The following is a 24,471-nucleotide window of genomic DNA, read 5'->3' as shown; positions in this document are numbered from 1 at the left end:
GTTCGAACAGGGTTTTCCATTCTTGGTCAGTACGTCGATTGGCCATATCAAAATCTCCTTGTGGTGGGAGGTTTGATCTTATGGCGAACTCAGCATGATAAGAATGTGGGGTTCATGGGGCGCTTACCCTTTATTAGGGAAAACTTCAAGAAAGGTATAAAAGTTCAACAGGTTGTAGACAGTACAGGGTACTCTAGAACATTGATTGAGAGACGTTATAAAGAAGCCATGGGTTACTCAATACACAAAGCCCTCCATGATGCAAAATTAGAATATGCCCAGAAGCTACTTATTAGTACTAATTTATCTGTCGGCGAGATCGCAAAATTATCTGGTTACTCTTCAGAAGAATATCTCTATCGTATTTTTAGAACAGAGGTAAATATGACACCTATTGATTATAGAGAAAAAGGAGTATAGTTAAAAAATCCAGATTGAAATGATATCTTAAACCCTCTTTGTATACCGTGTTTCATGCATCAGATGACGATTTGAGCTGCACAACTGTTAGTGATGTTTCACAGTTAAACATTCATGCCGAAAGACGCAGGGCATACATGGGGAAGCTGTCTTGGAAAAATGGATGGCCGGAGGTGCAAGGAAAGGATTTCATCCACTGATTTTCTCTTAATCAGAAAAGCTACCATGGCCGTATCTTTCCAGTTGAGGCTCAGTCGTCAGCCTCTCCAATTTTGGGGTAGGGGAATTTGATATGGCCAATGCGAATTATAAATACTGTTACGGCCAGAATAAGTCCTGCAACAGACACGGTGATTATTCTCCAATCATCCATGTTCTTCATATCCAGTATGAGGTATCTTGCGAGTGCGACGATCGCAATGTAAAGCGGCATTCTGACTGGTACTTTTCCGGATTCGAAAAAGAAATGTACCATGGCTAGAACTTCTAGGTATATGAACATCAGCAGAAGATCTCCCACTGAAACTGTTCGGTTAATTGCAACAATATAAATTTCTTCACCGATAGCGTAGATTGTTGCAAGAACAATCAGCCACAAGACAAGCTTTTCCATCAAATGGATGACTTTTCTTGCGCTTCGATTCTTTGGCATATGACTAAATCCTTCGCAAATAGGCAGTTTAACGAGAACGTTGAAGAATAATGCGTCTTATATGAGATAACACATCCATCAAAAACGATGGATGTGAATGTATGGTGAAGAGTCAGTTAAATTCGGTAATTAACGTATTGATAGTAGGTAGTTCAAGGCACCACGCACCGCGGCAACCTGTGCATCATTGCACTCATCATCAGTCACTTTTGGACTGTCCGGGTACACTTCAGTAGTTGTCCCATATTGGCAGTTGGTGAAACCACTGCATAGACCTAGCTTCTTGGTTGGGTAGTTAATCACACCTTCCTGCTCAAGCGGCTCACCAATTATGTTGCCTTGGTCATCAGCAGGTGCAATATGGGTTACTTTTCGCACTTCGTTGATAATAGCCGTCTGGAATTCAGTGTTTGGCATGTCGGTGTCACCAACCAAGTAGAAGCCATCCGGTACGATGTCTTCTTCGTATTCTTTTCCGTCACGTGCAGCCAAAGCTGGGCGGAACTCAGATTCGTCGGTATCTGTGGTTTCGTGCAGATCAATATGGGTGAAGATATTCAAGCCCAGTCCTTTTACCCATTCCATGACATTTTTCGCCTCTTCTGACGGGCTGTTCTTATAGAATGAACGGTTTGGATCGACAGCTTGTGGATTCCATCGGTTGATGGTTTCGTAACCCCAAGGACTCACACAAGGTGCGACTACCAGATTGAAATACTCGGTGTAATTTTGTGCTTCTGTATCCAGAAACTTCAGTGCACCATGAACACCGCTGGTTTCGTAGCCGTGAACACCACCTGTGATCAGAATGGTGGGTTTGGAAGCGTCGATATTGAGACTGCAAATACCAAACTGAGGATAACGGGCTACGTTGTAAGAGAGTGCTCCATATTGCTCAATATCAAAACGATTTTTCAGCGCTTCGATTTTAGTTACCACTTCATCTTGATAACTGCGTTTGATACTGACGGTATTCAGCCACTGGGACTTTTCTTCCTTACCCCAAGGCTGACCTGGCGTACCGATCGAATATGTGTTTGACATGCTTCTACTGTCCTTTTGCTTTAAATCCAAACAACTTGAGCCTTCAATCGTCAGGTCGTTTCGAGGTATTGGTTGATATTAGCTGTGATACTTCATCGGGTAACTAAAATTGCGAGCGTCTTTTGCAGTTATTGATTCTTCACTCATTATCTGAGACAAGGAAATTTTCCAACCTATCTGAAAGCCATGCAGTCAGGGCTCCACCACGTGCATCCATGGCGGTGATTTCGCCATAAGGTTGCCATTGCATCGCGTTAGAATGGCGCATCACCTGCAATGTTCCACTACGAAGATACTTCCTTAACAGCATAGAAGGCACGTTTGACCAACCTGAACCGTCTAATACTGCATCGCGGAGGTGCTCATAAAACGGCAATGCGATGTAGTGGGGTGAAATTGGATCCAGCGCTTTTAGGCCCTCATCATCGACGTAAGCGAGGGTGATTTCGGTGTAGCGTTCCAGATCAGCTCGTTGTATACGCTTCATCGACGCAAGCGGATGATCTTTTCGTACCACTGACATCATGCGTACCTGGCCGAGCTTTTTCGAGTTGATCCGTCCAAATGCGCGGGTTTCAGGCAGCAAGCCAAACGCCACATCCACCATGTTTTCATCAACCATTTCGTAGAGCTCTGGCGGCGGTGCCACGTAAATGGATACGCTGGAATCCGGAAATTGCTGCTGGATTTCGCGCATGGTGGAGCGCCAAAAAGATTCCGGCAGTGCATCATCACGGCCGATGCGAAGAGCGGATTCAATGCCACTTTCGAATTGTCGGCATTTGGCTTCAATATCCAACGCAGCTTGTAACATACGTTCGCAATCATCGTGCACCATGCGGCCCACATCTGTGAGTTTGACGCTGTTACCCGAGCGGGCAAGTAATTCCACCCCTAAACTATCTTCTAAGGCATTGATTGCAGCACTCACCGTCGTACGGCTTTTATCAAGCTCTCGCGCGGCGCCGGCAATCGAGCCTTTTTCTACCGCGGTTAAAAACATTTCAATTTGGCTACTACGCATAGCGGCATACCGTTTCATCGATCTTGTAGAAATCGATTCTACGCCTAAATATTTCAGTGAAAAGACCTAGTGACGAAAAAGTTGTCGCTCAGCAACTCTTGGTTTTTCTCAAAAGCGGTTATTGTGTTTCCAGAGCGTTAAGGAATACCCAAATTACCTCGTATAAACGGCTGTTTCAGGCCAATAAGAACTGTGCTAAATGGTAAGAGGTGGTTTGGTTATTCTTGCTACTGTCAAAATTTTTGTCACTTTGTGGGGATTTATGTCTTGTGAATATACGAAAGAACGTAACTTATTGAAGCTTTCTACCCTTGCTTGTTTAGGTTTCGCGGCAATGGGTATCGGCCTGGGTATCTGGGCGGGATCCATGGTTATTGTGTTCGACGGCGCTTACTCTCTTGTCAGCCTGGCTCTCTCTCTGATGGCGCTGGCAGCAACCATGTACATTCGTAAGCCTGTGAAGAAATCAGGCAAAACAGAACAGCCAGTCTCCGCGCGTAAAGCTGCAGTGATTGAATCGCTGGTGGTTCTGACCAAAGGTCTGGTGGTGGGCATTGTTTGTCTGGTGTCCTTCGCTTCAGCAATGCAGGCCATGTTCGACGGTGGTCGTGAAGTGAACGCAGGTTTTGCACTGGTATTTGGCGTGATCAACGTGGTGGGTTGTCTGGCAACCTACATGGCGGTTCGCAAGCAATCCGGTAAACGTCCTTCAGCGATTTTGAAAGCAGAATCAAGCCAATGGTTGATGGACACGGTGATCAGTGCCGCGGTATTGGTGGGCTTCCTGGTCGCAGCAGGTCTAATGATGAGTGGTCTGGAAGAATATGCGGTATACGCTGACCCAATGATGGTTATTCTGGCTTCGGTTTACTTTGCGACAGTGCCGATGAAAATGATGAGCGAGTCTTCGAAGAAACTGATGGCTATCCATCAAGAATCGATGAGTGAAAAAGGTGAGGGTATCCTTGCTTGACTCACGAAGAGTTAACCGAAAGAAAAGAGCAGCTTAGGCTGCTCTTTTTTTGGGAAACGGAGGGTAAAAATACTGCCTTTTCCTAATTTTGAAGAGATACTCAGCTCTCCCTGAATCGTCGTTGTAACCCCTTGCGCTAAATCCACCTTAAACCCGAACTTAGGTCGAAGCTCAGCAATTTTGGTCATGTTTTATTTTCTGTTTCAGGATACTTTGGCCTGACTGGTTTTCCATGCGAATGGCAGACTCAGAATGGTACTGAACATGGATGAAACGGCAAATAGAACCAAGATGCATCATTTAGCGGAAAAACTGGAAAGAGCGCGCGAATTCATTGAACTCAACCTTGATAGCGACATTGATTTGGACGCGCTCTCCGGCGTTGCATGCTTATCGAAATTCCACTTCCACCGCCAGTTTTCCATCCGCTATGGCGTTAACGTTGCCACGTATGTCAGGCTGCTTCGCCTGAAAAAATCCTCCTACCAACTGGTTTATCGGCCTGATATCTCCGTGACTGATATTGCGCTCGATTGTCGTTACGAAAACAGTGAATCTTTCTCCCGCGCGTTCAGGAAAGTCTTTGGTGTTTCCCCCTCTGCTTTCCGGCAGGCTCCAGACTGGGCGTCGTGGGAAACCCATTTTGATGCCATTGTGCGGGTCAGGAATGAAGTGTATGTGAATCGGACTGACTTTGAGGTAGAGATTGTGGATGTCCCAAGCATCACGATTGCTGCCATGGAGCACCGAGATTCACCTAACCGACTCGGTGGAACGGTAGGAGAGTTTATTGAATGGCGACGTGCCAATCATTGTCCTCCGTCGAAGTATCGTACCTTCAATCTGGTTTTTGATGACCCTGATGCGGTAACCGACTCTTCTTTCCGTTTTGACATTGGCTGTGAGCTACCTGAAAGGGCGGATCTATCTGACCCGCACATCAAAGTGAAAACCATCGAAGGGGGGCGATGTGCCAAGATCCGCTTTGTGGGTAGCACGGATGCCATTGGTGTCGCTGTTCGCCACCTTTATTCCCCGTGGCTGGAGCAATCGGGTGAGAAGCTTCGTGATTTTCCGGTGTTTTTCGAGCGAATCAACTTGTTCCCAGAAGTACCGGAACGCGAGATGATCACTGATATTTACCTGCCAATACAGTGACGGGGATGGATAAGTTTTTGGGTTATGCCCGGCTGGGTGTATGGAGCTTTATCAAAACCTATCTTGCCGCATTGCTTGTTGTCACGGTGAAAGGGGAGATGTTCGTATTGTCATTGCGGATATGGTCTGATGAACCACTGACGTTTTGGGGGAACGGACTGTGGCAGGTGAACTTCATACTGGCGCTTTTCTTCACTCTTTTTTATTACGTGAATCCAAACCCTTGAGTTACCTCGCGGAAGTAGATTTATTTCAACAGGTTAATGTCTGGTAGGAGCGCGAAGGGCTACACAAAGCGTTACTATGGGTTGATAAAATAAGCCCACGGATGAGATGTAATGAATAGTCTGAAACTGAAAATTCCTCCTGTCATTGTTGTTGCGCTGGCGCTTGCATTGATGAAGGTCATTTCCCTGTTTACCCCTGCTAGCGAATGGTTGGTTTCCCTTCCTTCGGGGTTGCCTTTGTTATTTGTGGCTATTGGTGCGTTTGTTGCTGTGAGCGGTGTGGTCGAGTTTCGTCGCCATAAAACCACAGTAAACCCCATGCTGACGACGGAGGCCACAGCGCTTGTTTCCGGTGGCATATACAAAATCACCCGAAACCCTATGTACCTTGGAATGCTGCTGGCGTTAGTTGGTGGCGTTTTTTATTGGGCGAATCTGTTCACGGCGTTGGGCTGTTTAGCGTTTGTTTTTTACATGAACCGCTTTCAGATTGAGCCGGAAGAAGCCTACCTGACGGGTCAATTCCCGGATGCTTTTCCTGAATACATGACAAAAGTAAGACGCTGGATTTAACCGCTCAGTTTTCCAAACGTTCCGCAATCAATTCAATCCAATGTTTCACCGGCACTTGGGCTTTCGAGCCTAAGTGCAATTGGCAGCCAATGTTGGCTGTGACAATCCCTTCAGGATCACCTTCACTGAGCGCCTTCATTTTACGTTTCAATAATTGCTGACTGAGCTCTGGTTGAAACAGTGAATAGGTACCTGCTGATCCACAACAAAGATGATCTTCCGTCGTGCGGGTTTGCTCGACACCTAATCGCCTTAATACCTCATAATAGGTTTCCTTATTCTTCATACCGTGTTGGAGCGTGCAGGGGCAGTGAACGGCAATCTGCTCATCACTGGGTTTGAGAGGTAATTGATTGAGATCTTCGGCGAACAGGATTTCACTCAAATCCTTGGCTTTTTCCGAAATAGCCAAAGCCCTCTCTCGATAGTGAGGGGACTCGACCAGAAGTTGCGGGTACTCCTTTATGGTGACACCACAGCCCGATGCAGACATCACGATGGCTTCAGCACCATGTTCGAGATAGCGCCACCAGGCATCGATGTTTCTCTTGGCTTGTTGTACGGCACGTTCATGTTCTGAAAGGTGAAGATTGACTGCGCCACAACAGCCTTCCTGAGCCACTTCAATCAGCTCAATCCCCAAATGACTTAACACCGCTTTGGCAGCTTTGACAGTATTGGGCGTAGCGGTTTGCTGCACGCAGCCTCTGAAGGCAATCATGGTGCGGTTGGTTTTGGCTGAAAAAGTATAGGACGTTAGCGATTGTTCCGTTGGAATTTGCTCGCGGAAAGTGTCCGGCATGAGAAACGTAAACTGGCGTGCAAGCCTGAACATCACCTTGTTCCATGAAGCATTGGGCAAGATTCGTGTGACGCCGTAACGGAGTATTCTGTCGCTAAACGAACGAGGCACATGCTTTTCAATGTGCTGCTTGCCGATATCCAACAGCTGGCTGTATTCGACGCCGGAGGGACAGGTGGTTTCACAACTTCGGCAAGTCAGGCACCTATCCAGATGCGTGCGTGTTTTCTCTGTAGCTTCCCCGTTTTCCAGCATTTGTTTGATCAGGTAAATTCGCCCGCGCGGTCCGTCCCGCTCATCGCTGAGTTCTTGGTAGGTTGGGCAGGTAGCATTGCAGAAGCCGCAATGAACGCATCGTCGCAGGATTTCTTCAGCTTTCTTGCCATCTAACGTGCTTAGAAACTCATCTTTTAGTGACGTCTTCATTGGCTATTGTCTCCCAGAGCTTCAGCTTGCCCTAACCATGAATACATGCGCCCCGGATTAAACAGACGATGTGGGTCAAAAGCCATTTTCAGGTTCTGGTGAATGCGTTTGGCTGTGTCCGGCTGCGGATGAAAACACTCGCTTGTGCGCTCAAGGGGGCGATAGCAGGTAGCATGTCCTGCATGCAGAGAGGCAGTGTTAGACAGCGAGGAAAGAGTTTGTTCTGAATAGACCCATCTGACACCGCCTGCCCAATCAATCAAGGTTTCACCCCATTGCTCAAAATGCGGCGCTGAGGGTGAAACCGAGAGGCGATAAAGAGACTGAGTCGTATTGGCAAAGAAAGGGTGACGAAAGTTTCTAATGGAGCGCCAAAATAAGTCCTGATTCTCCAGCACTTCTCCGCCAAGCGTCTCTGCACTGCTGTTGACTGCTGAGTGGCTTCCGGAAAGGCGAATAAACAGCTGGCCGGCATACCAAGCGTTTGCAGACAAAGGATGCGCGGATACTGAAAGATCACGCATTCGCCTGATAGCAGAGGGCGCATCACATTCAAACACCAGGGTGGTGGTGCTTTCTGATTTTGGACGCACACGCAGACTGACTTCAGTGATAATGCCGAACGCACCAAACGCCCCAGCTTGCAGTCTGGAAACATCGTAACCAGCGACGTTTTTCATCACTTGTCCGCCAAAGCGAAGATGTTCCCCGTAGCCATTGATGAGTTTCACCCCCAGTATTGCATCACGCAGTGAGCCCCAGAAAGGGCGTGAAGCACCGCTGATGCCTGCAGCAACCGAACCTCCGAGCGTAGCTTTGCCGTTAAAGGCCGGTGGTTCACCCACCAAGGTCTGGTTGTTTTTAGCCAGCTGTGCCTGAATCTCTGCAATGGTCGTGCCCGCACGGGCGGTAATCACAAGCTCGCTAGGGCGATAGGAAATCACGCCTGTATGGTTTTTCAGGGAAACTGCCTGACCAACCGGCTCGCGGCCAATGAAATGCTTGGTATTGCCACCTATTAAGTTGAGCGCAGCTTTATCTGCAACGGCGTCCTGAACTTGCTCTAGCAGGTTGGAGGTGATATCAGCCATTTGAGCTTCCCTCCGTACTTTTTGATTTCGTTCCTTGAGAATGGGTAAGTGTTTTGTGCTCCTGACAATGCTTGGGCTCAGGAATGCCTTTCCCAGGATTCAGTAATCCTTCTTTGTCCCAAGCGGCTTTCACCCGATGGAATTGTGCTAATTCGGCGTCGTTAAACTGGTGGTGCATCTGGTTGATTTTCTCTACGCCAACGCCATGTTCGCCAGTGATACAGCCTCCGGCCTCTACACAAAGTCTGAGTATCTCTGCGCCGAATTCTTCGGTCTTTTCAAGTTCCCCCTGCACATTGGCATCAAACAGAATCAAAGGGTGGAGGTTACCGTCCCCAGCATGAAAGACATTGGCGACGCGTAGGCCATAGAATCGTGAAAGCTGGTGGATTTGATTGAGCACACTGGCAAGTTCACTGCGCGGAATGGTGCCATCCATGCAGTAATAATCAGGTGAAATACGCCCTACAGCAGGGAATGCAGATTTGCGGCCCTTCCACATTCTTGCCCGTTCATCTTCGCTTTCCGAGATCTTGAGAGTTGTTGCACCTGCCTGCTGCAATATTTGCTGAGTTTGTAAAAGCTGGTGATTCACATCTTCTTCGCTGCCATCCAGCTCGCAAAGAAGTAGGGCGTCTGCCTCTTTGGGATAACCCGCTTTGGCAAAGTCTTCCGCGGCGGAAATGGCGTAAGCATCCATCATTTCTAAACCAGCGGGAATAATGCCGTTGGCGATGATATCGTTCACTGCATTTGCAGCGTTCTCCACCGAATCAAAACCAGCAAGGATCACGCGGGCCACGTCGGGCAGAGGAAGCAAGCGCACGGTGATTTCAGTGACGATGCCTAACATGCCTTCAGAACCAGTCATTAAAGCCAGTAAGTCGAAACCGGGTAAGTCAAACGCAGCACCGCCTAAAACCAGTTTCTCGCCTTCGGCGCTGACGATCACAGCAGACACCACATTGTGGACGGTTAAGCCATATTTCAGGCAATGCACACCGCCTGCATTTTCAGCGACGTTCCCGCCAATCGAGCACGCAATTTGGGATGATGGGTCAGGCGCATAATACAAACCTTCAAGGCTGGCTTGTTCTGATATAGCCAAGTTTCGAACTCCGGGTTGAACTACGGCCAGTGAGGTGGTTTTGTCGATATCCAGTATTTGATTGAGTCTGGCGAGGGAAAGCAGCAGGCCGTCGCTTAGCGGTAAGGCGCCAGCAGAAAGGCCGGTTCCTGCACCTCGGGCGACGACGTTGATCTTGTGCTTATAGCAGAGCGACATGACCGCCATGACTTCTTCTGTCGATGCAGGAAGCACGACACACACTGGCATTTCGGTATAGACCGAGAGACCATCACACTCATAGGGGCGCATGGTTTCCTCGTCGGTAATGACAAATTTGCTGCCGACAATGCCTTCTAGTGCTGTGATGACTTCCCTTTTCATGTTTCCTTCCCTGAAAACAATCCACGCTTTTAACAATAGGTGAGTACTTGTCTCTGCTTCCTATCCATTGAGCCTAGTGTGAGGGCTGCCGTCCAGTTTGAACGAAGAATGAGAGCGCAATTCACTTTTGCCAAGAAAGATCGGTGCTGCTTACTTCCGGAGGTAGGGGTATGGATTGGTTTTCACACCAATGACTTTTCAGGTGATTAGTAAATGCTTTTACCAGACCGTTGTTGATTTGAGAGCGGTGATAAACCAACCACAAATCCCAAGTGGGGAGTGTTTCTTCAACGTCGATGGCTTCAAGGAAGGGATCATTTTCCACCACGAAATCCGGCAACAATCCAATGCCTGTCCCGGTGCGAATCAATTCCGCTGCGCTCATATAGCTGTCGACTTTGATTTGGCTTTGGCTCACTGATTTTAGTTCCCCTAGCCAACGTTCAGCAGGAAGGTGGGAAAACGCGTCGTTAAGGCAAATCCAGTTCGCATGGGAAGGAGAGTTTACTCCCGTGCATTTCGCCAATTGGAACCGAAAGTGACTGAGCTTTACGCCAACCAGCGACTCATCGGGAGAGGTGGTGGCACGGATGGCGAGGTCTGTGCTGGCAAGCCGTAAATCTGCATTCATCGCGCTGACTTTAATATCGAATTGAATGCCGGGATTGGAGACGGAAAGGTCCCCTACAATACGCGACAGGCTCTGTAAGGCGATATCACAGCAACTGAGTGATAGGATGCCTGCGAGGTCATCTTTCTTCTGTTTAATCCAGAACATAATGTCGTTGGCGCGCTCATCCATTTCCCTGACAAAACCACCCAACTGCTCTCCATCTTTGGTAAATGCGATGCCATTCGAACGTCTGTGGATTAACGTGACACCGACAATATCTTCGAGACGCGAAATTCTGCGGCACACTGTGGAATGACTGATGCTCAATCGTCTAGATGCGCCGGATAATGATCCTTCGCAGACGACAGCGTTATAGATTTTCAGGTCATTCCATAATGGGTCTGCATTCTTGCAATCCTGCATTGCACTAACCTCCATGTTCGAAGGCATATTTTCGACTTACAGTGATGAAACCTCAATCATCCATTGGAAGGAGCTTTGGATATGAAACTCTATGACCTTGAGCTTTCCGGCAACTGCTACAAAGTACGTTTGTTTTGCGCTTTAAATGATATTCCATTATCTGTCTACGCCGTTGATTACATGGCAGGTGAGCACAAAACGGATGCGTTTTTGAAGATAAACCCTCTAGGGCAAATACCGGTGCTGAACGACGATGGTTTTATCGTCCGTGATTCTCAGGCAATTCTTATTTATCTCGCGCAAAAATATCAGCTTTTATCCTGGTGGCCTCAGAATGCCAAAAGTCAGGGAGAGGTGATGCAATGGTTGTCTTATGCTGCCAATGAAATCGCAAGGGGCCCAAACGATGCCAGATTGCATGATCTCTTTGGCGTTGAGTTGGATGTGGACAGCGCGAGAATCAAGGCGCTTCAGTGTGCTGAGATATTAGATGACCAACTGTCAGAGAACGATTGGCTGGTGGGTGACTCTCCGACCATTGCAGACATCGCATGTTTTCCTTACGTAGCATTGATGCATCAAGGGGGCGTGAGTGGAGAGCAATTTGAGCACGTAAACCGTTGGATGAATGCTATCAAGGGGCTCGATCGCTTTATCACCATGCCGGGCATTGAATGATGACTGATGAGCTAAAAATCAGGGCTTTCGAACATGTTGGTATTCGGGTCTGTGATGCTCAAAGATCGATGTCTTTTTACAAAATACTTGGGTTTACCCAAGTGTTGATGTTGCCTGAGCACAACGCCTGTGAGATGGAAAACAGCGAAGGTCAGCGTATTAATCTGATATTCAGTGGCGATGAACCTTTGCTGCACGGGCACAATGTTCTTCTGGATGCTGACACGAAGTTTCCAGGCATTACCCATATTGCTTACGTGATCGACTCAATGTCTGCGTTTCTCTCTTTTTGTAAGCTAAGGGATATCAAGGTAACGGAAGGGCCGATACGCATCGGGGAAAGACGTGTGGCTTGTTTTATCCGCGACCCTGATGGCACTGTGCTGGAGTTTAATGAATTGGAAAAATGAAGGGTGACAGGCGATTGATAACATTGATATGTTACTTCGTCTGGACACTTTTCAGGACCCATCATGCTTACCACGCTTTCCATTGCCAACTACCGATCCATACAGTCTCTCACTATCCCCCTCGGGCCGTTAAATCTGATCACCGGGCCGAACGGCAGTGGCAAATCGAACTTGTACAAGGCGCTTCGGTTGCTGGCGAAAACCGCATCCGGGGGAGTGGTCAACTCGCTTGCGGAAGAAGGGGGATTGCAATCGACCTTCTGGGCGGGTCCCGAAGAAATCTCTGAGGCGATGCGCCGCGGCGATGTGGATATAGAGCCAGTGGTACGCAAAGATGTGATAAGGCTAAAACTTGGGTTCTCGAGTGAAACCTTTGGGTATACGGTTTCGCTGGGACTGCCTTCTCCGCCGCCTAAAGGGCCGCCGCCTTCTCTCTTTTACTTCGATCCTGAAATCAAACACGAATGTATTTTCAGTGGGCCTTACTATCGACCAGCCAGCTGTTTGGTTGAGCGCAAAGGGAGCATGGTCAGAATCCGCGAAGGGAGAAGCTGGGAAGTGGCGTCACAGCATATTCATGCATATGACAGCATGTTTGATGCCCATGCTGATCCAAGCTCTGCAGCCGAAGTTTTTCATACCCGTGAAATGATTCGAAGCTGGCGCTTTTATGATCATTTCCGGACTGACGCCGATGCTCCTGCAAGAAAACCTCAGTTAGGCACCCGAACGCCAGTGCTTCATCACGATGGTAGAGATGTGGCGGCTGCCTTACGGACCATCATGGAAATAGGAGACAAAGAAGCATTAGATAAAGCCATTGAAGATGCGTTTCCGGGTTGCAGTCTCAAGATAGTTGCTGGGCGTGATGGCCGCTTCGCGATGGAGTTCTACCAGAAAGGCTTACTTCGTCCATTGAGCAGTGCAGAGCTTTCTGACGGAACGTTGCGGTTTCTGCTTTGGATTGCAGCATTGCTTACGCCAAGGCCACCAGCGCTGATGGTGTTGAACGAACCAGAAACTAGTTTGCATCCTGATCTTTTGCCGGCGCTTGCAAGACTGATCACCCACGCCTCACAGCATTCGCAGGTTTGGGTGATTTCCCATGCGAATCGCTTGATCAACGCCTTGAATCAGCATCCAGATTGTCATGCCATCGAGCTGGAAAAAGTCTTGGGTCAAACCGAAGTGCAAGGTCAGGGATTGTTAGACACACCAAACTGGTACTGGCCAGATTGATGAAGGTGAATTGAAGGTGTTCTGCATCCGATTTCGTATGATATCTGCTATAAAAGCGTGATGAATCGCAAAAATATTTAGAGAAAATATTCCTTATATTTCATATAGAACTGCTCGTTGTCTAAGTTTTTGCCTAAAAAGGTATGCAATGCTGTATGTCTTGTTAAAACTTTGTGTCTATACTTATTAGGCTTTGCTGCTGTTGGCTAGGCGGAGTACTTAGTGCGTTGGAGAGTCGCACTTAGTAAATACCGTAATATAAAAAAGGGATGTGATAATGCGGATTCCGTTCATCATTAAGATCATGTTTCCAATTTTGCTGCTGATGGGCTTGATGGCTAGCCCTGTTCTTTCTGCGTTATAGCTTTTGCGGAAACAATTAAGCCATTGAAAAAAAACAGCCACCCAAGGGTGGCTGTTTTTTTATGCCTACTCTGTTGCTTCCAAAGAATTTGGCTTATCCAGAGGGCTGAATGCCACAGCAACTCTGAATGCTGAAGGGACGAAATAGAACGAAAGCAGGGTGGTTAGCAAAGTACCGCCGGCAATGGCGATGGCAAACGGAGGCCAGAAACCACCACCTGCGAGTATCAATGGCAGGAAGCCGCCTATCGTCGTTATGGTCGTGGAAGTAATATGTCGGCCGCAACTGCTGACAGCTTCAACAATGGCCTCTCTGTCTCCTGCTTTAGCTTTAGGGCTGGATTTGAGCTCTGCCAGAATGACTATCGAGGCGTTGATAGCCAGACCCACTAATCCCAGAAGGCCAATGATCACAGTAAAGCCGAATGGATAACCAAACACCCAAACAGAGGGTAGGCCCAGACCTGAAGCTTGAACACCCACAAGAAAAATGATTGCACTCAGGCGGAAGGAGTTGAACGAGACAACCACTACAGCGACAAGAAGCGTGATAACGATAGTGAGGTTGGCCAGTAATTGGTTAACTGAATCGTTACGCTCAGCCGATTCGCCACCAAACTCAATGCGATAACCGGGTGGTAAGCGAAGATCTGCCTGTTCCAGTTTAGCGGTAAAGGCATTCAAGGCCGTTTGCGGAAGCACACCGGCCGTAATGTAACCTTCAATCACATTGACACGTTCTCCGTCACGATGCGGTATAGCGCCGCGGCTTGGCTCTATTTTCAAATCTGCAATCGCTGAAATAGGGAGATCTGCCTGACCTTCACTGCCGGTAATTGGAAGCCTAAGTTTGTTCAGTTCATTAATGCTGGTACGGGATTCGTCAGCGACACGCACCCGGACTGGGATTGATTCTGTTTCTTCAACCACACTGCCCTGAACAATGCCGGACATGGAAGCGTTGAGTAACACGGCAATATCATTGAGTGACATACCAGTTAACTGACTGGCTTCTTCATTCACCTTTACGGCAATCTTAGGGGTACCAGGTTGCAGGGTTTCGCGGGTGTTAATGACATCGGGTGTGGAGGCCATCAGCAAGCGAATGTTCTCACTGATATCACGAAGACGGTCAAGGTTCGGGCCATACACTCGTACTTCCAGTGGCGCATTGAAAGGAGGGCCTTGTTCAAGTTTTCTTACCAGGATCTGTGCATTCGGAAACTCTTTAGAAAGTTGTTCCTGAAGTGTTGGGATCATGTCATTGGCTGCGCGGAAATCCTCCGCTTTCACCATGGCTTGCGCGAAATTAGGCGCACCACGTTGGCGTCCCATCATGTTGTAATAAAACGATGGGAAGTTCTCACCGACCACCCAGCCAACTTGCTCAACGCCATCGGTTTCTTCTAGCAGCGCTTCTATCTGTCTGGTCGTTTCCAATGTAGCGTGAATACTCGCCTGCGGGGAAAGGAACACCTGAACTTCAAACATGTCCCGGTCTGACGGTGGAAAGAATTGCTCGGTTAATTGGCCAGCCGCCCAAAACCCCGAGAAGGGAACCATAAACACGATAGGAATCGCAAGCCACGGGAACCTAACCGCAGCTCGGACTGATGCGCGGAAAGCCTGACTTAACCAAGGAATGCTCAATCCTGATTGATACCAATGGTTGTGGTTTTCGCCGGAAGGCAACCAGCGAGCAGCAAAACCTGACACCAAAAAATGAGAAACGATATAGGAGCCAATCAGCGAGAAGCTAACGGTGATGGCGATTGCTCCAACAAATTCTCCGGCAGGCCCAGGCATCAGGAATATCGGTGCAAAGGCAAGAATAGTGGTGAGTGTAGAGCCTAACAGCGGTAACCAGAGGTGCTTAATGGAATTTACTGCCGCTTCCAGTCGTTTCACACCTTGTTGGCGGTAATGCTGGATGGTATCTACCATGACGATGGCGTTATCGACCATGATACCGAGTGACACGATAAGTCCCGTGACTGACATCTGGTTAATTGGTAATCCGGTAAAACCCATCATGGCGAGCGTAAAAGCAGAAGCGATTGGCAGGGACAATGCGACGAGAATTGCTGAACGGAAACCCAGTGTGATGAACAGGACAATCAATACCAATCCAAAACCAAGCAGCAGGCTTTCAACCAATTCAGAAAGTCGAGTCTCAGTATATCTCGCCTGCTTGAAAATAGGCTGAAGGCTGATGTTGGAAGGCAAGTCAGCACGGAAACCATCAAGTAACGCGTCAGCGGCCGCTGTCCAGTTATCGACTCTGATGGTGTCCTGCATACGGGCTGAAACCAGAACTGCAGGCTTACCATCAATAAGTGCGATTTGTCTCTGAGGGAGGGCTTGAGCACGTTCGACGGAAGCGATATCTTCTAGCCTGACCAGAAAACCGTGTTGATCAATGGTTACTGGGACCCGCTTAACGCGGTCAACTGAGTCTAATTCACCGGCGACTTCGAGTTGAAAGCGGTTGTGATTGTTGTGAAGTTCACCAGCCGCATTTTTCGCGTCAGCGCCGGAAATCGCGTTTGAAATGGACAAGGCAGATTGACCAAGTGCACTTGCGGAAGCCACATCGAGCGTGACCAGTATTTCCTCATCTGGAGCCCCATGGGTTTCTACGAACTCTGTTCCTGCAAGATTTCGCCACCGCTTGGCAAGCTCTTTGGCATACCTGCCAAGAATGAGGGGGTCGACCTCACTGTCGTCGTTCCACTGTAATGCTGTGATATAGGTGAAGGCGTTGGAATGATCGTTATCGAAGGCAGGTTCTAATGCATCAGACGGCAAATTTGGTGCGGCATCACCCAGTTTGTCCCGCACCTTTGACCACACCGGCTCTGTTTCCGTCAGTTCATCGTGCAGCTCAAGCGTGATAACAGAAATGCCGGGCCGGGATTGAGACTCAATCAGTTTGATTTCGTCGAGCGCGCGTAACTCGTTTTCCAGTTCTTCCGTTACCAGTGCTTCCACGCGCTCTGCGCTCGCACCGGGATATACGGTAGTGATGGTCGCCCATCGGTTAGTCAGCGCCGGGTCTTCTGCACGTGGGAGGGTGGAAAGCGCAGAGAGCCCAGAAACCAGCAGCAATACAGTAAACAACACCAATAGGCGTGTATTCTTCAGTAATGATTCCATGGAGTTACTCCGCCGCCAGATTCACAGATTGACCGGATACGACGCGGTGGACACCGTCAGTTAATACCTTGTCTCCGTTGTCGATTGCTCCTGAAACATAGGCTCTTTGATCGTCAGCGTGCAGCACCTGAACCGAACGGCGTGAAATGAACTGGTTGCCAGAGTCTCCTGGTACGACAGCATAGATATTCCATGTGCCGCGCAAACCGTCGGTTAATCCTGTCAGCGGCATCCAAAAACCTTCTTTTGGCGTTTCGAAAGCAAACTGTAGGTAGGCGAGTTGCCCATCAAGCGCACTGGTATTTTCAGGAAGGAGGTAGCGAAGCGTTACCGTACGTGATCTCATGTCAAGGGCCGCACCAGGGTTGAGTAAGGTAGCATCATAGGTGTTTGCTCCAACACGAACTCTGGCAGATGTGTTGGCTGACAATGCCTGAAGGTATTTGATTGGTACACCAATCCTGGCCTCTTTTAAGTCATCAGCAAGAAGAGTCAGTGTGGGAGCACCAACATTAACCACGTCACCCTGAGAGACAAAACGTTGGCTGATCTTTCCTGTATATGGTGCATAAATTGTTGATTTTTCGAGACGTAACTTGTTGGAGGCCAGTGTTGCATTTAGTTGGCGGACATTGGCCAAGAGAGCATCGCGCTGACTGATCAAAGAGTCAATTTCCGCATCTGCACTGAAGCCTTTTTTCTTTAACTGGCGTTGTCGTTGAAGATTGGTGCGGGTGAGATCCAGTTGGGCGTCGAGTTGTTCTAATTGCGCGCCCAACTGCTGCGCTTCGGTTTCCAGTAATTGGGTATCCAGTCTGATCAGGGGTTGCCCTTTAACAACGGTATCGCCTTCGTCGACCAACAAGCTATTCACTTTGCCACCAAGTTCAAAACCCAGATTGGCACTTTGACCAGCCTGCACTGTGCCGACATATTCGCGATCGACAGCATAACCCGGTGATAACTCAACAGTGAGGACATTGACGGTAGGCAGACTATGTTCTGGCTGTGCAGTCACTTCTTGTGTCTGCGAGTTGCATGCAGTGAGTAATGTGATGGTCGCTGCGATAGCGATTGAAGGGATGCACTTTTGCATGGCAAATTTCTCGTCTTCCATTACGATTAGTTTTACTGGACTAGACTGTCCAGTCCAATTAGATTAAAAATAAAGCAACCAAACTAGACTGTCCAGTTTGATTTGATACTTTTTTGTACAGATTTTCAGTTAAGGAACACTGAATGACTACCCGCATTTCGCAGAGAAAAGAGAAAAAGCGCCAACAAATCCTTTCGGCAGCGGTAGAGCTATTTTCCAAGCAAGGCTATGGCATCTCTATGGATGCGATTGCAGAGCATGCAAATGTCAGTAAACAAACGGTTTACGCACACTTCAGCAGTAAAGATCAATTGTTCGAAACCTGCATCATTGAAAAATGTATATCTGCAGGTTTGGAGCTAGATCTGGAACACGAATCACGTGCTGCTCATATTGTCCTTCGAGAGTTCGGCTGGTTGTTCCAAACCATGTTGCTTGGTGAAGAAGCGCGGAATGCTTTCCAGAACACGGTCAGACAGTCTGGTACTCATCCTGAAATCGCTCGCATCTTTCTAGAGCAAGGACCTATCCGGAATATTAACCGTATAAGCAGCTATCTGGATTTACTGGTTAAACGGGGAGAATTACCACTCTGCGACAACACAGATTCTGCAGCAATGCAGCTTCTTCTTATGCTTCATGGACGCGCGGTATATTGGGCGCTTCTTGGGTTTGACTCTGGAGAGGACGCAGAGACTCGCCGTGATTACGTGTACTCTTGCGTCGATCTTTTCTTGCGAGGATATGGTTATCCAACTGATAGGTTTTAATCGCTGACCAAAAGGATTTTATATTCGTCGAATGCGAATTGATCTGTCATGCCGCTGATATAGTCCTGTAGCAGTCTGCATCTCAAATAGAACTCCCAAAGCGTTGGATTGCTCACTGGCGCTTCTTCCTTTAAAGAGATTTCATACGCCGCTACATGTTTCCTTGATAGCTTGTTGAACAACCTTCTTTCAACCGGTAGTTTGCGGCCTTCACCTCGGACGATTTTCTGGAATGTATCAGTATCCAGATCGAGGAGCGGTCGGTACTCTTCCAACAATCCACCAATGATTTTGTAACCCTGAAGTTCCAGATTCTCTACTTCCGGATCGTTGAATACATGATTGATTGCTACCTGTTTGAAGGTTTTCGCTAGTGCATGGAATTGGCTGTTATCTTCAATGAGGGCCCGGTTCAAGTTGCCACTAAAGACTGCAGCCAGATTATTCGTGAACTGCTCTGATGCGTGATTGACCAGCGGATGAACCATTTCCACGCGAAGTTTGATAAAGAACTTATGAGTTGGACTAATTTCGTCGTTTTGTGCTTCACGGTAAACATTATCGAGCAGAGCATCAAAACAATGCGTGCCTTTAATTGGACGATTATCCGGTTCTAATTCGGCAAAGGTTCGCTTGAGGTGTTCGGTTAGGGTCTCAAGTGAGAGAATCCGTTTTTCTACTGCATCTTCCAAGTCTGCCAGACAGTAGGAAATGTCATCCGCCGCTTCCATGATATAACTCAGCGGGTGGCGACAGTATTTGGCTATTTCGAGCTCATCCATCAGCGCATTCACATAGCTGTTTTCAGTAATGTAGTAGCCAACTTTCTTGGTGAGATAACTCTTATTACTTGGCACCTCATCAGAACGCTCTGTCGCAGGACGTGTATACTTCAATACTGCAGCAGCCTGGCTGTATGTGAGATTGAAACGATGAAGTGATTGTACCAGTCGAATCGCCTGTGCATTTCCATCAAAATGGCAAAGCTCATGGATGATGGGCTCCGTCGTCGTTACTGGAAGGTCTTGGAGAAGCTGCTGCATGGGTGCGAGTTGTTTAAGGTGTTTGGTGAACCAACGGTTTATCGCATCTTCACCACAATGTCCGAAAGGTGGATTGCCCATGTCATGCATTAAGCAAGCCATTTCCACCAAAGATTCTATTGCGCGCTCAAGTGACGAAAGTCCATAGGCGTCTTTCTCTCTATCAGACAGGCGGTCATAAATAGAATGGACAATAAAGCGCCCAACCTGTTGAACTTCCATGGAATGAGTGAGCCGGCTTCTTACTGCTGAATTACGTTCGAGCGGGAATACTTGTGTCTTTTGTTGTAGGCGGCGGATAGGCGCAGAGTTGATGATTCGCCCGCGGTCACTTTCAAGCGCCCTCTGAAGATTGGTGCCATAAGGCCTGGGTCGAGCGAGACTGACTTTCTTCCTGAAATCGATGTGCGGCATTTATCTTCCCAACGTCGAAGCGACAGATTTTCATAACCTTAGCGCTGTCTGGGTATCTTGTCGACAGACTTAGTGACAACAGAAAATTAGAAATGCCGACAGCAAATGTGCCAGCAGAAGACCCTGGGAAGTCAAAACATTAAAGGCAGGTACTAGAAAAACGCTCAAAATGCTGAGACGAGAATGATCACACCGACGGAAAAGCCAAACATGAATACCGAAAAACCTGCTTTATACTGATTCCTTCGTTTTGTAGATAGCGTCATAATCAAATCCGTATTGTTGCATGTTCAGAATACACAGCAATTCGAATGCCAACTTTCTATCCTTTAATGTCAACGGGTTAGAAAGACTCTGGTATAAATGCAAAGTCTAGGTTAGTAAATTTTGCCAATGGTTGGCAAAAAGAATTGGAGTAGGAAACTGTGATTCAGGGTATTCATCACGTTGCTTTGATTGCCAGTAATATTGAGGTTTCTAAGTAATTTTATCGAGATGTAATGGGATTTGATATTATTGCCGAGCATTATCGTGAAGAGCGGGATTCATGGAAAGTGGATATGTTGCTTCCTGACGGTCGACAGCTAGAGATGTTCTCATTTCCTGGCAGTCCTCAGCGTCTTTCTTTTCCAGAGTCGCTGGGGCTTCGTCATCTTGCTTTTCAAACTCAGGATATTGACGCAGTCATCTCTCATCTGCAAACTCGTGGAATCGTGTGTGAAACCGTGCGGGTTGATCCTTATACTCAATCTCGCTTTACCTTCTTTCAGGATCCAGATGGGCTTCCACTGGAACTCTATGAGGTGACTCAAAGGTGATGCAAATCGTGAGATGAATTTTAAGTGTTTATAAAATAAGACAAATTTTTCTCATTCTCGTCCGTACTATATCTCAGCATCTATTTACCTTTGTCGGTTCAATTCTGTTATAGCGGAACCTTTCGGGCAGCGTTTGTGGGAAATTTCTGCTGCGTTATCGGCTTCTCATTTAGGCTAGTTACACATCGAAGCCTCTGCCTTGCATAAAATCCCCGCAAACTGCTGCAAAAATCATCACCAAAGGTCAACGGCCCCTAGTGATTCACTCAGGTTTGGTGAATCTTTTTGATTATCTATATAAGAGAGAAGTAGGGCGATGGGCCTTTTTTTTGGTGTTCAGCGATAGATTTTCCCTTCTACTCGAACCGTTTCCGGTACTGTTTGTACCTGTGTTCCCCTGATATACAAATCACCCCCTACCTTTAAGTCTGCCGGCAGTGTTTTTATCCGTGTATTGCCCAAGTAAAGGTTACCTTTCACATTTAATCGCCCCGGAAGGACAGTGATTGGCGTGTCGACCAAACTCAAATCACCATTCACCTTAAATCCTGTGGGCAATGCCGTAACTTTTGATCCTGTCAGGTTGATGTAACCACCGACTTCAATCTTTGGGAATTTTGTTAACATTGAATTTGAGGCGTTTACATAACTTTTCACCGTCAATCCATCGGGTAAATGCTTTATCTTGCTTCCCTTCATGTCCAGAAATCCTTCCACTTCAAAGGGTTCAGGTAGTTCTGTGAGCGGTGAATGGTTTAATCTGACGTTACCATAGTTATCAATGTACCCATGAAGTTTCAATGTATCGACGAAATGCGGCTTTTTCTTTCCCATGGCGTGAACCGATTGAAACGAAAAAGAGATAGTGAGTAAGATGGCTTGAATAATTAAGCATCGGCTAATTTTCGATTTGTTGGGCATATTTGATCATAGGAAAAAGGATATAAACACCTTAACTATATACGAAAAAAAGATTACTTTTTCCAGAATTAGAGGCTTCTTTCAACATGATATAACAAGCTGATACCGATAATTTTGTTTATGGAAGGTTATAAATTTAACATTTTGAAATTCGTCGAGCCAATTAACACTGTTAATACTGCTATTGCTTGGTGTTTTTTTTAATGGACTCAAGATCCCATTTTAAAAATTTAACACTTATGTTTCATGGGGTTGATGATGAAAATAAGTATGGAATTTTGAAACTGTTGATTAACAAAGAGAGATGAGATGGATGCAATTGTACATTGCATTTATCTGGCGAATGTTAACGGATGGTAAAAGTCGACTTTATTTATGGGGGGTGTTGATTTAGGTTTTCTAGACACTACAATACCCGGAAAATTTTCGCAGAAATAGCATATTTACTCGCTCTTTTTTAAATCGCACTCTCGATAGTTTCGTCGCGACAAAGGGCAATGGTATTTTATTGACCCTCATTCAGTGAACTAAATGAAGCAATTATCAAAGAACAAGTCTTTCTTACACTGGCTCAATCCGTATCGGTTTGAGGCGGTGACGCGATCGCTCCGTGCGATGCGCGATGGGATGTTGTGGTTGGTTCCATGTCTAATAGTGTCAAGCATCCTGGGGTTTGTGGCGAGTATGCTCGAATTCCTTAATGTGGATGCACCTATTTTTATACATGAACTCAATCTTCTAAGGTTGTCACTGACCTCTCTTTATCCTTACCTTTTTGCAGCATCAATCAGTATGATGCTCGCGATTCAGTGGCGATTACCTCGGCCTCCTATTGCCGTGCTCTGTATTTCTTACGTAGCTGTTGCCGAGAAGGTATTGGCTTATGAATATCAGGCAAGCTCAATCCTTTTGACCTTTGTGGGTCTGACACTGCCAATCTACGCCGTACCTTTGCTCTCTAAAATGAAAAAGCAAAGATGGGCACGTATTGTCGAGAACGAAGTAGCGGGCAAGCTCGTGAAAGACTCGATGAACCTCATCATACCTGGCGTAATCACGACAGGCGTCGTAGTGATCATGACTAAGCTGTTGACCCTGACAAGCCTTTATTTTGATTCTGCTGCTTTCCTACAGGCGTTTGACCCGGTCAATGAACCGTATACCGTCGGTGCTTTGTTCTCGTCGCTAAACTCATTGCTGTGGTTTTTTGGCATCCATGGCTACTATGCGCTGACACCTTTGGTTCAGCCTTTGATCGATGTACTAGACATTAATCGAGTGCTTTTCAACGCAGGAGACATGTCTTCGAATGCAATGAACATTTCGACGCTTTCGTCGTTTGTTTTCATTGGCGGTTCAGGCGCCACTTTTGGTTTGGCACTGGCTATTCTGGCGTTTTCAAAAGACAAAGTGATGCGTGTCATTGCGCTTTCCAGCATTCCGCTCAGCTTTTTCAACATCAACGAAATTTTGATGTTTGGTCTGCCTATTATCTTTAATCTGCGCCTTTTCATTCCATTTGTTCTTGCACCACTGGTAAATATGGGTATTGCTCTGACCGTGCTTTCAGCAGGACTCGTTGCCATTCCAGTTGTAATGGCGCCCATTACCAGCCCACTTATCCTGAATGCGTTTATTTCGACGGGCGGGGATTACAACGCTGTGATCTTACAGGTCGCCTTGGTGATCTTGAGTACCTTGATTTACATCCCGTTTGTTCGCTTATTGGATGCACACGCAAAGACGCGAGATTTGTATATTCCTTCACTGGACACCACCTTTACCCGCCGGGAAGAAGAAGCCTACGTGTTGGCTGTCGACCCTGTGACGGAATCGCTACAAAAAGTGCGAGAAATTCAAGGCGTGCAAATGCAGTTGGAAGCATTTGCTACCCGTGAGTTTTACTTAGAATACCAGCCGCAGATTTCCAGCCACACTGGACAGGTAACTGCGGTTGAAGCGCTCATTCGACTATGTGACAGTATGGGTAATGTAGAAGCCCCGGGTAAATTCCTTTCAGTGTTTGAGAAGGCAAATCTGATGACGGATATCGATTTGTGGGTGGTTCGACAGTCGGTGGCTCAGAGTAAGATCTGGATGGAACAGAAGTTCTATATGCCAATCAGTGTGAACATCACCAGCCATACCCTGACCAACCAAGGTGCGATGGAGGATATATTGTCTTTGATTGCTCAGGTGCCAGGTTTAATTCATTTCGAAATCACGGAAGAGTCCTTGATTGATAATCCCGCCCTGGTGGAGGACGCTATTTCTCGTCTGCATATGGCAGGATCAACGGTTCATATCGATGACTTTGGTACAGGATACAGTTCACTGAGTTACCTAAACCGCTTTGATATTGATGCGATGAAAATCGACCGAAGCTTTGTGCTTGCGCTCAACAGCGAACGTGGCAAGCAGGTTTTCCACAGCCTGGCGGGTATCGCCAAGCAACTTGGTATGAATATCATCGTAGAAGGCGTTGAGACCAAAGAGCAGCTTGATATTGTTTCCCGGGAAACAGATGTAGTGATCCAAGGCTGGTATTACAGCAAAGCGATTTCAGCGTCTGAAGTGCATAATTATGCATTGAAGCGGCAGGCGATGAGCAATGTTCCTCAACCACGAACCAGTTGTGAAATGGCTTAATACTGAATCCAGTGTTACCAATACAAATTAAGAGAGCG

The 24,471-nt window shown here is 47.2% G+C and carries 22 protein-coding genes and 1 pseudogene; 11 read left to right on the top strand and 12 right to left on the bottom strand.

Features of this window, described 5'->3' with window-relative positions; translation table 11 throughout:
- Window positions 1-420, top strand: a 420-nt coding sequence (locus GMA8713_RS19965; protein WP_232314505.1) for a helix-turn-helix transcriptional regulator, incomplete at its 5' end; no start/stop codon positions are given.
- Window positions 421-670: 250 nt separating this feature from the next.
- Here GMA8713_RS19965 and GMA8713_RS19960 read toward each other — a convergent pair.
- The 3 genes from GMA8713_RS19960 to GMA8713_RS19950 form a co-directional block, all read right to left on the bottom strand.
- Window positions 671-1,072, bottom strand: a complete 402-nt coding sequence (locus tag GMA8713_RS19960) for a phosphate-starvation-inducible protein PsiE (RefSeq protein ID WP_062713553.1) — start codon at window positions 1,070-1,072, stop codon at window positions 671-673.
- Window positions 1,073-1,201: 129 nt separating this feature from the next.
- Entirely contained in the window at window positions 1,202-2,116 is a 915-nt protein-coding gene (locus GMA8713_RS19955; RefSeq protein ID WP_062713552.1) for a M14 family metallopeptidase, read from the bottom strand.
- Window positions 2,117-2,255: 139 nt separating this feature from the next.
- A complete protein-coding gene (locus GMA8713_RS19950) occupies window positions 2,256-3,140 on the bottom strand; it encodes a LysR family transcriptional regulator (protein ID WP_062713550.1) in 885 nt (294 codons plus the stop codon).
- A 262-nt stretch (window positions 3,141-3,402) separates the two neighbouring features.
- Here GMA8713_RS19950 and GMA8713_RS19945 point away from each other — a divergent pair, with 262 nt between their 5' ends.
- A complete protein-coding gene (locus GMA8713_RS19945; RefSeq protein ID WP_062713562.1) occupies window positions 3,403-4,113 on the top strand; it encodes a cation efflux transmembrane domain-containing protein in 711 nt (236 codons plus the stop codon).
- Between the two features lie 11 nt (window positions 4,114-4,124).
- Here GMA8713_RS19945 and GMA8713_RS27455 read toward each other — a convergent pair whose 3' ends face one another.
- Window positions 4,125-4,301 carry a hypothetical protein gene (locus GMA8713_RS27455; RefSeq protein ID WP_157515698.1) on the bottom strand — a complete coding sequence of 59 codons (177 nt, stop codon included), beginning with the start codon at window positions 4,299-4,301 and terminating at the stop codon, window positions 4,125-4,127.
- Window positions 4,302-4,377: 76 nt separating this feature from the next.
- On the opposite strand from GMA8713_RS27455, the gene GMA8713_RS19940 reads away from it, so the two are divergent.
- From GMA8713_RS19940 to GMA8713_RS19930, 3 genes are all read left to right on the top strand, one after another.
- Window positions 4,378-5,271 (top strand): AraC family transcriptional regulator, encoded by an 894-nt coding sequence (locus GMA8713_RS19940; protein WP_232314504.1) that lies wholly within the window; start codon window positions 4,378-4,380, stop codon window positions 5,269-5,271.
- Window positions 5,272-5,276: 5 nt separating this feature from the next.
- Window positions 5,277-5,498 (top strand): hypothetical protein, encoded by a 222-nt coding sequence (locus GMA8713_RS19935; RefSeq protein WP_062713546.1) that lies wholly within the window; start codon window positions 5,277-5,279, stop codon window positions 5,496-5,498.
- Between the two features lie 111 nt (window positions 5,499-5,609).
- Window positions 5,610-6,071 (top strand): methyltransferase family protein, encoded by a 462-nt coding sequence (locus tag GMA8713_RS19930; RefSeq protein WP_062713544.1) that lies wholly within the window; start codon window positions 5,610-5,612, stop codon window positions 6,069-6,071.
- Window positions 6,072-6,075: 4 nt separating this feature from the next.
- Here GMA8713_RS19930 and glcF read toward each other — a convergent pair whose 3' ends face one another.
- The 4 genes from glcF to GMA8713_RS19910 form a co-directional block, all read right to left on the bottom strand.
- Entirely contained in the window at window positions 6,076-7,299 is a 1,224-nt protein-coding gene (gene glcF, locus GMA8713_RS19925) for a glycolate oxidase subunit GlcF (protein ID WP_062713542.1), read from the bottom strand.
- Window positions 7,296-8,390, bottom strand: a complete 1,095-nt coding sequence (gene glcE, locus GMA8713_RS19920; RefSeq protein WP_062713540.1) for a glycolate oxidase subunit GlcE — start codon at window positions 8,388-8,390, stop codon at window positions 7,296-7,298. The genes glcF and glcE overlap by 4 nt, the downstream gene beginning before the upstream one ends.
- A complete protein-coding gene (locus tag GMA8713_RS19915; protein WP_062713538.1) occupies window positions 8,383-9,840 on the bottom strand; it encodes an FAD-linked oxidase C-terminal domain-containing protein in 1,458 nt (485 codons plus the stop codon). Before GMA8713_RS19915 ends, glcE begins: the two co-directional genes overlap by 8 nt.
- A gap of 121 nt (window positions 9,841-9,961) precedes the next feature.
- Window positions 9,962-10,876, bottom strand: a complete 915-nt coding sequence (locus GMA8713_RS19910) for a LysR family transcriptional regulator (protein ID WP_232314503.1) — start codon at window positions 10,874-10,876, stop codon at window positions 9,962-9,964.
- Between the two features lie 81 nt (window positions 10,877-10,957).
- On the opposite strand from GMA8713_RS19910, the gene GMA8713_RS19905 reads away from it, so the two are divergent.
- The 3 genes from GMA8713_RS19905 (at window position 10,958) to GMA8713_RS19895 (ending at window position 13,203) form a co-directional block, all read left to right on the top strand.
- Window positions 10,958-11,554 (top strand): glutathione S-transferase family protein, encoded by a 597-nt coding sequence (locus GMA8713_RS19905; RefSeq protein ID WP_062713536.1) that lies wholly within the window; start codon window positions 10,958-10,960, stop codon window positions 11,552-11,554.
- The gene (locus tag GMA8713_RS19900) at window positions 11,551-11,964 is read left to right on the top strand and encodes a VOC family protein (RefSeq protein WP_306456063.1); all 414 of its coding nucleotides are present in this window, start codon (window positions 11,551-11,553) and stop codon (window positions 11,962-11,964) included. The genes GMA8713_RS19905 and GMA8713_RS19900 overlap by 4 nt, the downstream gene beginning before the upstream one ends.
- Window positions 11,965-12,027: 63 nt before the next feature.
- Window positions 12,028-13,203 (top strand): AAA family ATPase, encoded by a 1,176-nt coding sequence (locus tag GMA8713_RS19895; RefSeq protein ID WP_062713534.1) that lies wholly within the window; start codon window positions 12,028-12,030, stop codon window positions 13,201-13,203.
- Window positions 13,204-13,632: 429 nt separating this feature from the next.
- On the opposite strand, the gene GMA8713_RS19890 is transcribed toward GMA8713_RS19895, so the two are convergent.
- Both GMA8713_RS19890 and GMA8713_RS19885 read right to left on the bottom strand, forming a co-directional pair.
- Window positions 13,633-16,722 carry an efflux RND transporter permease subunit gene (locus GMA8713_RS19890; RefSeq protein ID WP_062713532.1) on the bottom strand — a complete coding sequence of 1,030 codons (3,090 nt, stop codon included), beginning with the start codon at window positions 16,720-16,722 and terminating at the stop codon, window positions 13,633-13,635.
- Window positions 16,723-16,726: 4 nt separating this feature from the next.
- On the bottom strand, window positions 16,727-17,818 hold the full coding sequence (locus GMA8713_RS19885) for an efflux RND transporter periplasmic adaptor subunit (protein WP_062713557.1): 1,092 nt from the start codon (window positions 17,816-17,818) through the stop codon (window positions 16,727-16,729).
- 143 nt (window positions 17,819-17,961) lie between these two features.
- Here GMA8713_RS19885 and GMA8713_RS19880 point away from each other — a divergent pair, with 143 nt between their 5' ends.
- On the top strand, window positions 17,962-18,588 hold the full coding sequence (locus GMA8713_RS19880) for a TetR/AcrR family transcriptional regulator (RefSeq protein WP_062713530.1): 627 nt from the start codon (window positions 17,962-17,964) through the stop codon (window positions 18,586-18,588).
- Here the strand turns inward: GMA8713_RS19880 and dgt are convergent.
- Window positions 18,585-20,045 (bottom strand): dGTPase, encoded by a 1,461-nt coding sequence (dgt, locus tag GMA8713_RS19875; protein WP_062713528.1) that lies wholly within the window; start codon window positions 20,043-20,045, stop codon window positions 18,585-18,587. The two genes, GMA8713_RS19880 and dgt, sit on opposite strands and share 4 nt — an antisense overlap.
- Window positions 20,046-20,470: 425 nt before the next feature.
- Between dgt and gloA2 the strand changes: the two are divergent.
- Window positions 20,471-20,863 (top strand): annotated as a pseudogene (gene gloA2, locus GMA8713_RS19870) (SMU1112c/YaeR family gloxylase I-like metalloprotein).
- Window positions 20,864-21,199: 336 nt separating this feature from the next.
- Here the strand turns inward: gloA2 and GMA8713_RS19865 are convergent.
- Window positions 21,200-21,697 (bottom strand): leucine-rich repeat domain-containing protein, encoded by a 498-nt coding sequence (locus GMA8713_RS19865; RefSeq protein WP_062713556.1) that lies wholly within the window; start codon window positions 21,695-21,697, stop codon window positions 21,200-21,202.
- Window positions 21,698-22,315: 618 nt separating this feature from the next.
- Between GMA8713_RS19865 and GMA8713_RS19860 the strand changes: the two genes are divergently transcribed.
- Window positions 22,316-24,433, top strand: a complete 2,118-nt coding sequence (locus tag GMA8713_RS19860) for a PTS sugar transporter subunit IIC/EAL domain-containing protein (protein WP_062713526.1) — start codon at window positions 22,316-22,318, stop codon at window positions 24,431-24,433.
- Window positions 24,434-24,471: the final 38 nt, after the last annotated feature.

Origin of the sequence: Grimontia marina (assembly GCF_900060185.1) — a bacterium.
In the GTDB taxonomy this organism is placed as follows: Bacteria; Pseudomonadota; Gammaproteobacteria; order Enterobacterales; family Vibrionaceae; genus Enterovibrio; species Enterovibrio marinus.
The sequence above is the reverse complement of the archived record's forward strand: the minus strand, read 5'-3'. Positions and strand labels throughout refer to the sequence as shown.

Bases quoted from the DNA above. Each gene is read 5' to 3' on its own strand.
- GMA8713_RS19865 (WP_062713556.1), bottom strand. From the start codon at position 21,697: ATGGGAAAGAAAAAGCCGCATTTCGTCGATACATTGAAACTTCATGGG.
- GMA8713_RS27455 (WP_157515698.1), bottom strand. From the start codon at position 4,301: ATGACCAAAATTGCTGAGCTTCGACCTAAGTTCGGGTTTAAGGTGGAT.
- GMA8713_RS19930 (WP_062713544.1), top strand. From the start codon at position 5,610: ATGAATAGTCTGAAACTGAAAATTCCTCCTGTCATTGTTGTTGCGCTG.
- GMA8713_RS19910 (WP_232314503.1), bottom strand. From the start codon at position 10,876: ATGCAGGATTGCAAGAATGCAGACCCATTATGGAATGACCTGAAAATC.
- GMA8713_RS19945 (WP_062713562.1), top strand. From the start codon at position 3,403: ATGTCTTGTGAATATACGAAAGAACGTAACTTATTGAAGCTTTCTACC.
- GMA8713_RS19915 (WP_062713538.1), bottom strand. From the start codon at position 9,840: ATGAAAAGGGAAGTCATCACAGCACTAGAAGGCATTGTCGGCAGCAAA.
- GMA8713_RS19950 (WP_062713550.1), bottom strand. From the start codon at position 3,140: ATGCGTAGTAGCCAAATTGAAATGTTTTTAACCGCGGTAGAAAAAGGC.
- glcF (WP_062713542.1), bottom strand. From the start codon at position 7,299: ATGAAGACGTCACTAAAAGATGAGTTTCTAAGCACGTTAGATGGCAAG.
- GMA8713_RS19895 (WP_062713534.1), top strand. From the start codon at position 12,028: ATGCTTACCACGCTTTCCATTGCCAACTACCGATCCATACAGTCTCTC.
- GMA8713_RS19860 (WP_062713526.1), top strand. From the start codon at position 22,316: ATGAAGCAATTATCAAAGAACAAGTCTTTCTTACACTGGCTCAATCCG.
- GMA8713_RS19880 (WP_062713530.1), top strand. From the start codon at position 17,962: ATGACTACCCGCATTTCGCAGAGAAAAGAGAAAAAGCGCCAACAAATC.
- GMA8713_RS19890 (WP_062713532.1), bottom strand. From the start codon at position 16,722: ATGGAATCATTACTGAAGAATACACGCCTATTGGTGTTGTTTACTGTA.
- GMA8713_RS19960 (WP_062713553.1), bottom strand. From the start codon at position 1,072: ATGCCAAAGAATCGAAGCGCAAGAAAAGTCATCCATTTGATGGAAAAG.
- GMA8713_RS19935 (WP_062713546.1), top strand. From the start codon at position 5,277: ATGGATAAGTTTTTGGGTTATGCCCGGCTGGGTGTATGGAGCTTTATC.
- GMA8713_RS19885 (WP_062713557.1), bottom strand. From the start codon at position 17,818: ATGCAAAAGTGCATCCCTTCAATCGCTATCGCAGCGACCATCACATTA.
- GMA8713_RS19905 (WP_062713536.1), top strand. From the start codon at position 10,958: ATGAAACTCTATGACCTTGAGCTTTCCGGCAACTGCTACAAAGTACGT.
- glcE (WP_062713540.1), bottom strand. From the start codon at position 8,390: ATGGCTGATATCACCTCCAACCTGCTAGAGCAAGTTCAGGACGCCGTT.
- GMA8713_RS19940 (WP_232314504.1), top strand. From the start codon at position 4,378: ATGGATGAAACGGCAAATAGAACCAAGATGCATCATTTAGCGGAAAAA.
- GMA8713_RS19955 (WP_062713552.1), bottom strand. From the start codon at position 2,116: ATGTCAAACACATATTCGATCGGTACGCCAGGTCAGCCTTGGGGTAAG.
- GMA8713_RS19900 (WP_306456063.1), top strand. From the start codon at position 11,551: ATGATGACTGATGAGCTAAAAATCAGGGCTTTCGAACATGTTGGTATT.
- dgt (WP_062713528.1), bottom strand. From the start codon at position 20,045: ATGCCGCACATCGATTTCAGGAAGAAAGTCAGTCTCGCTCGACCCAGG.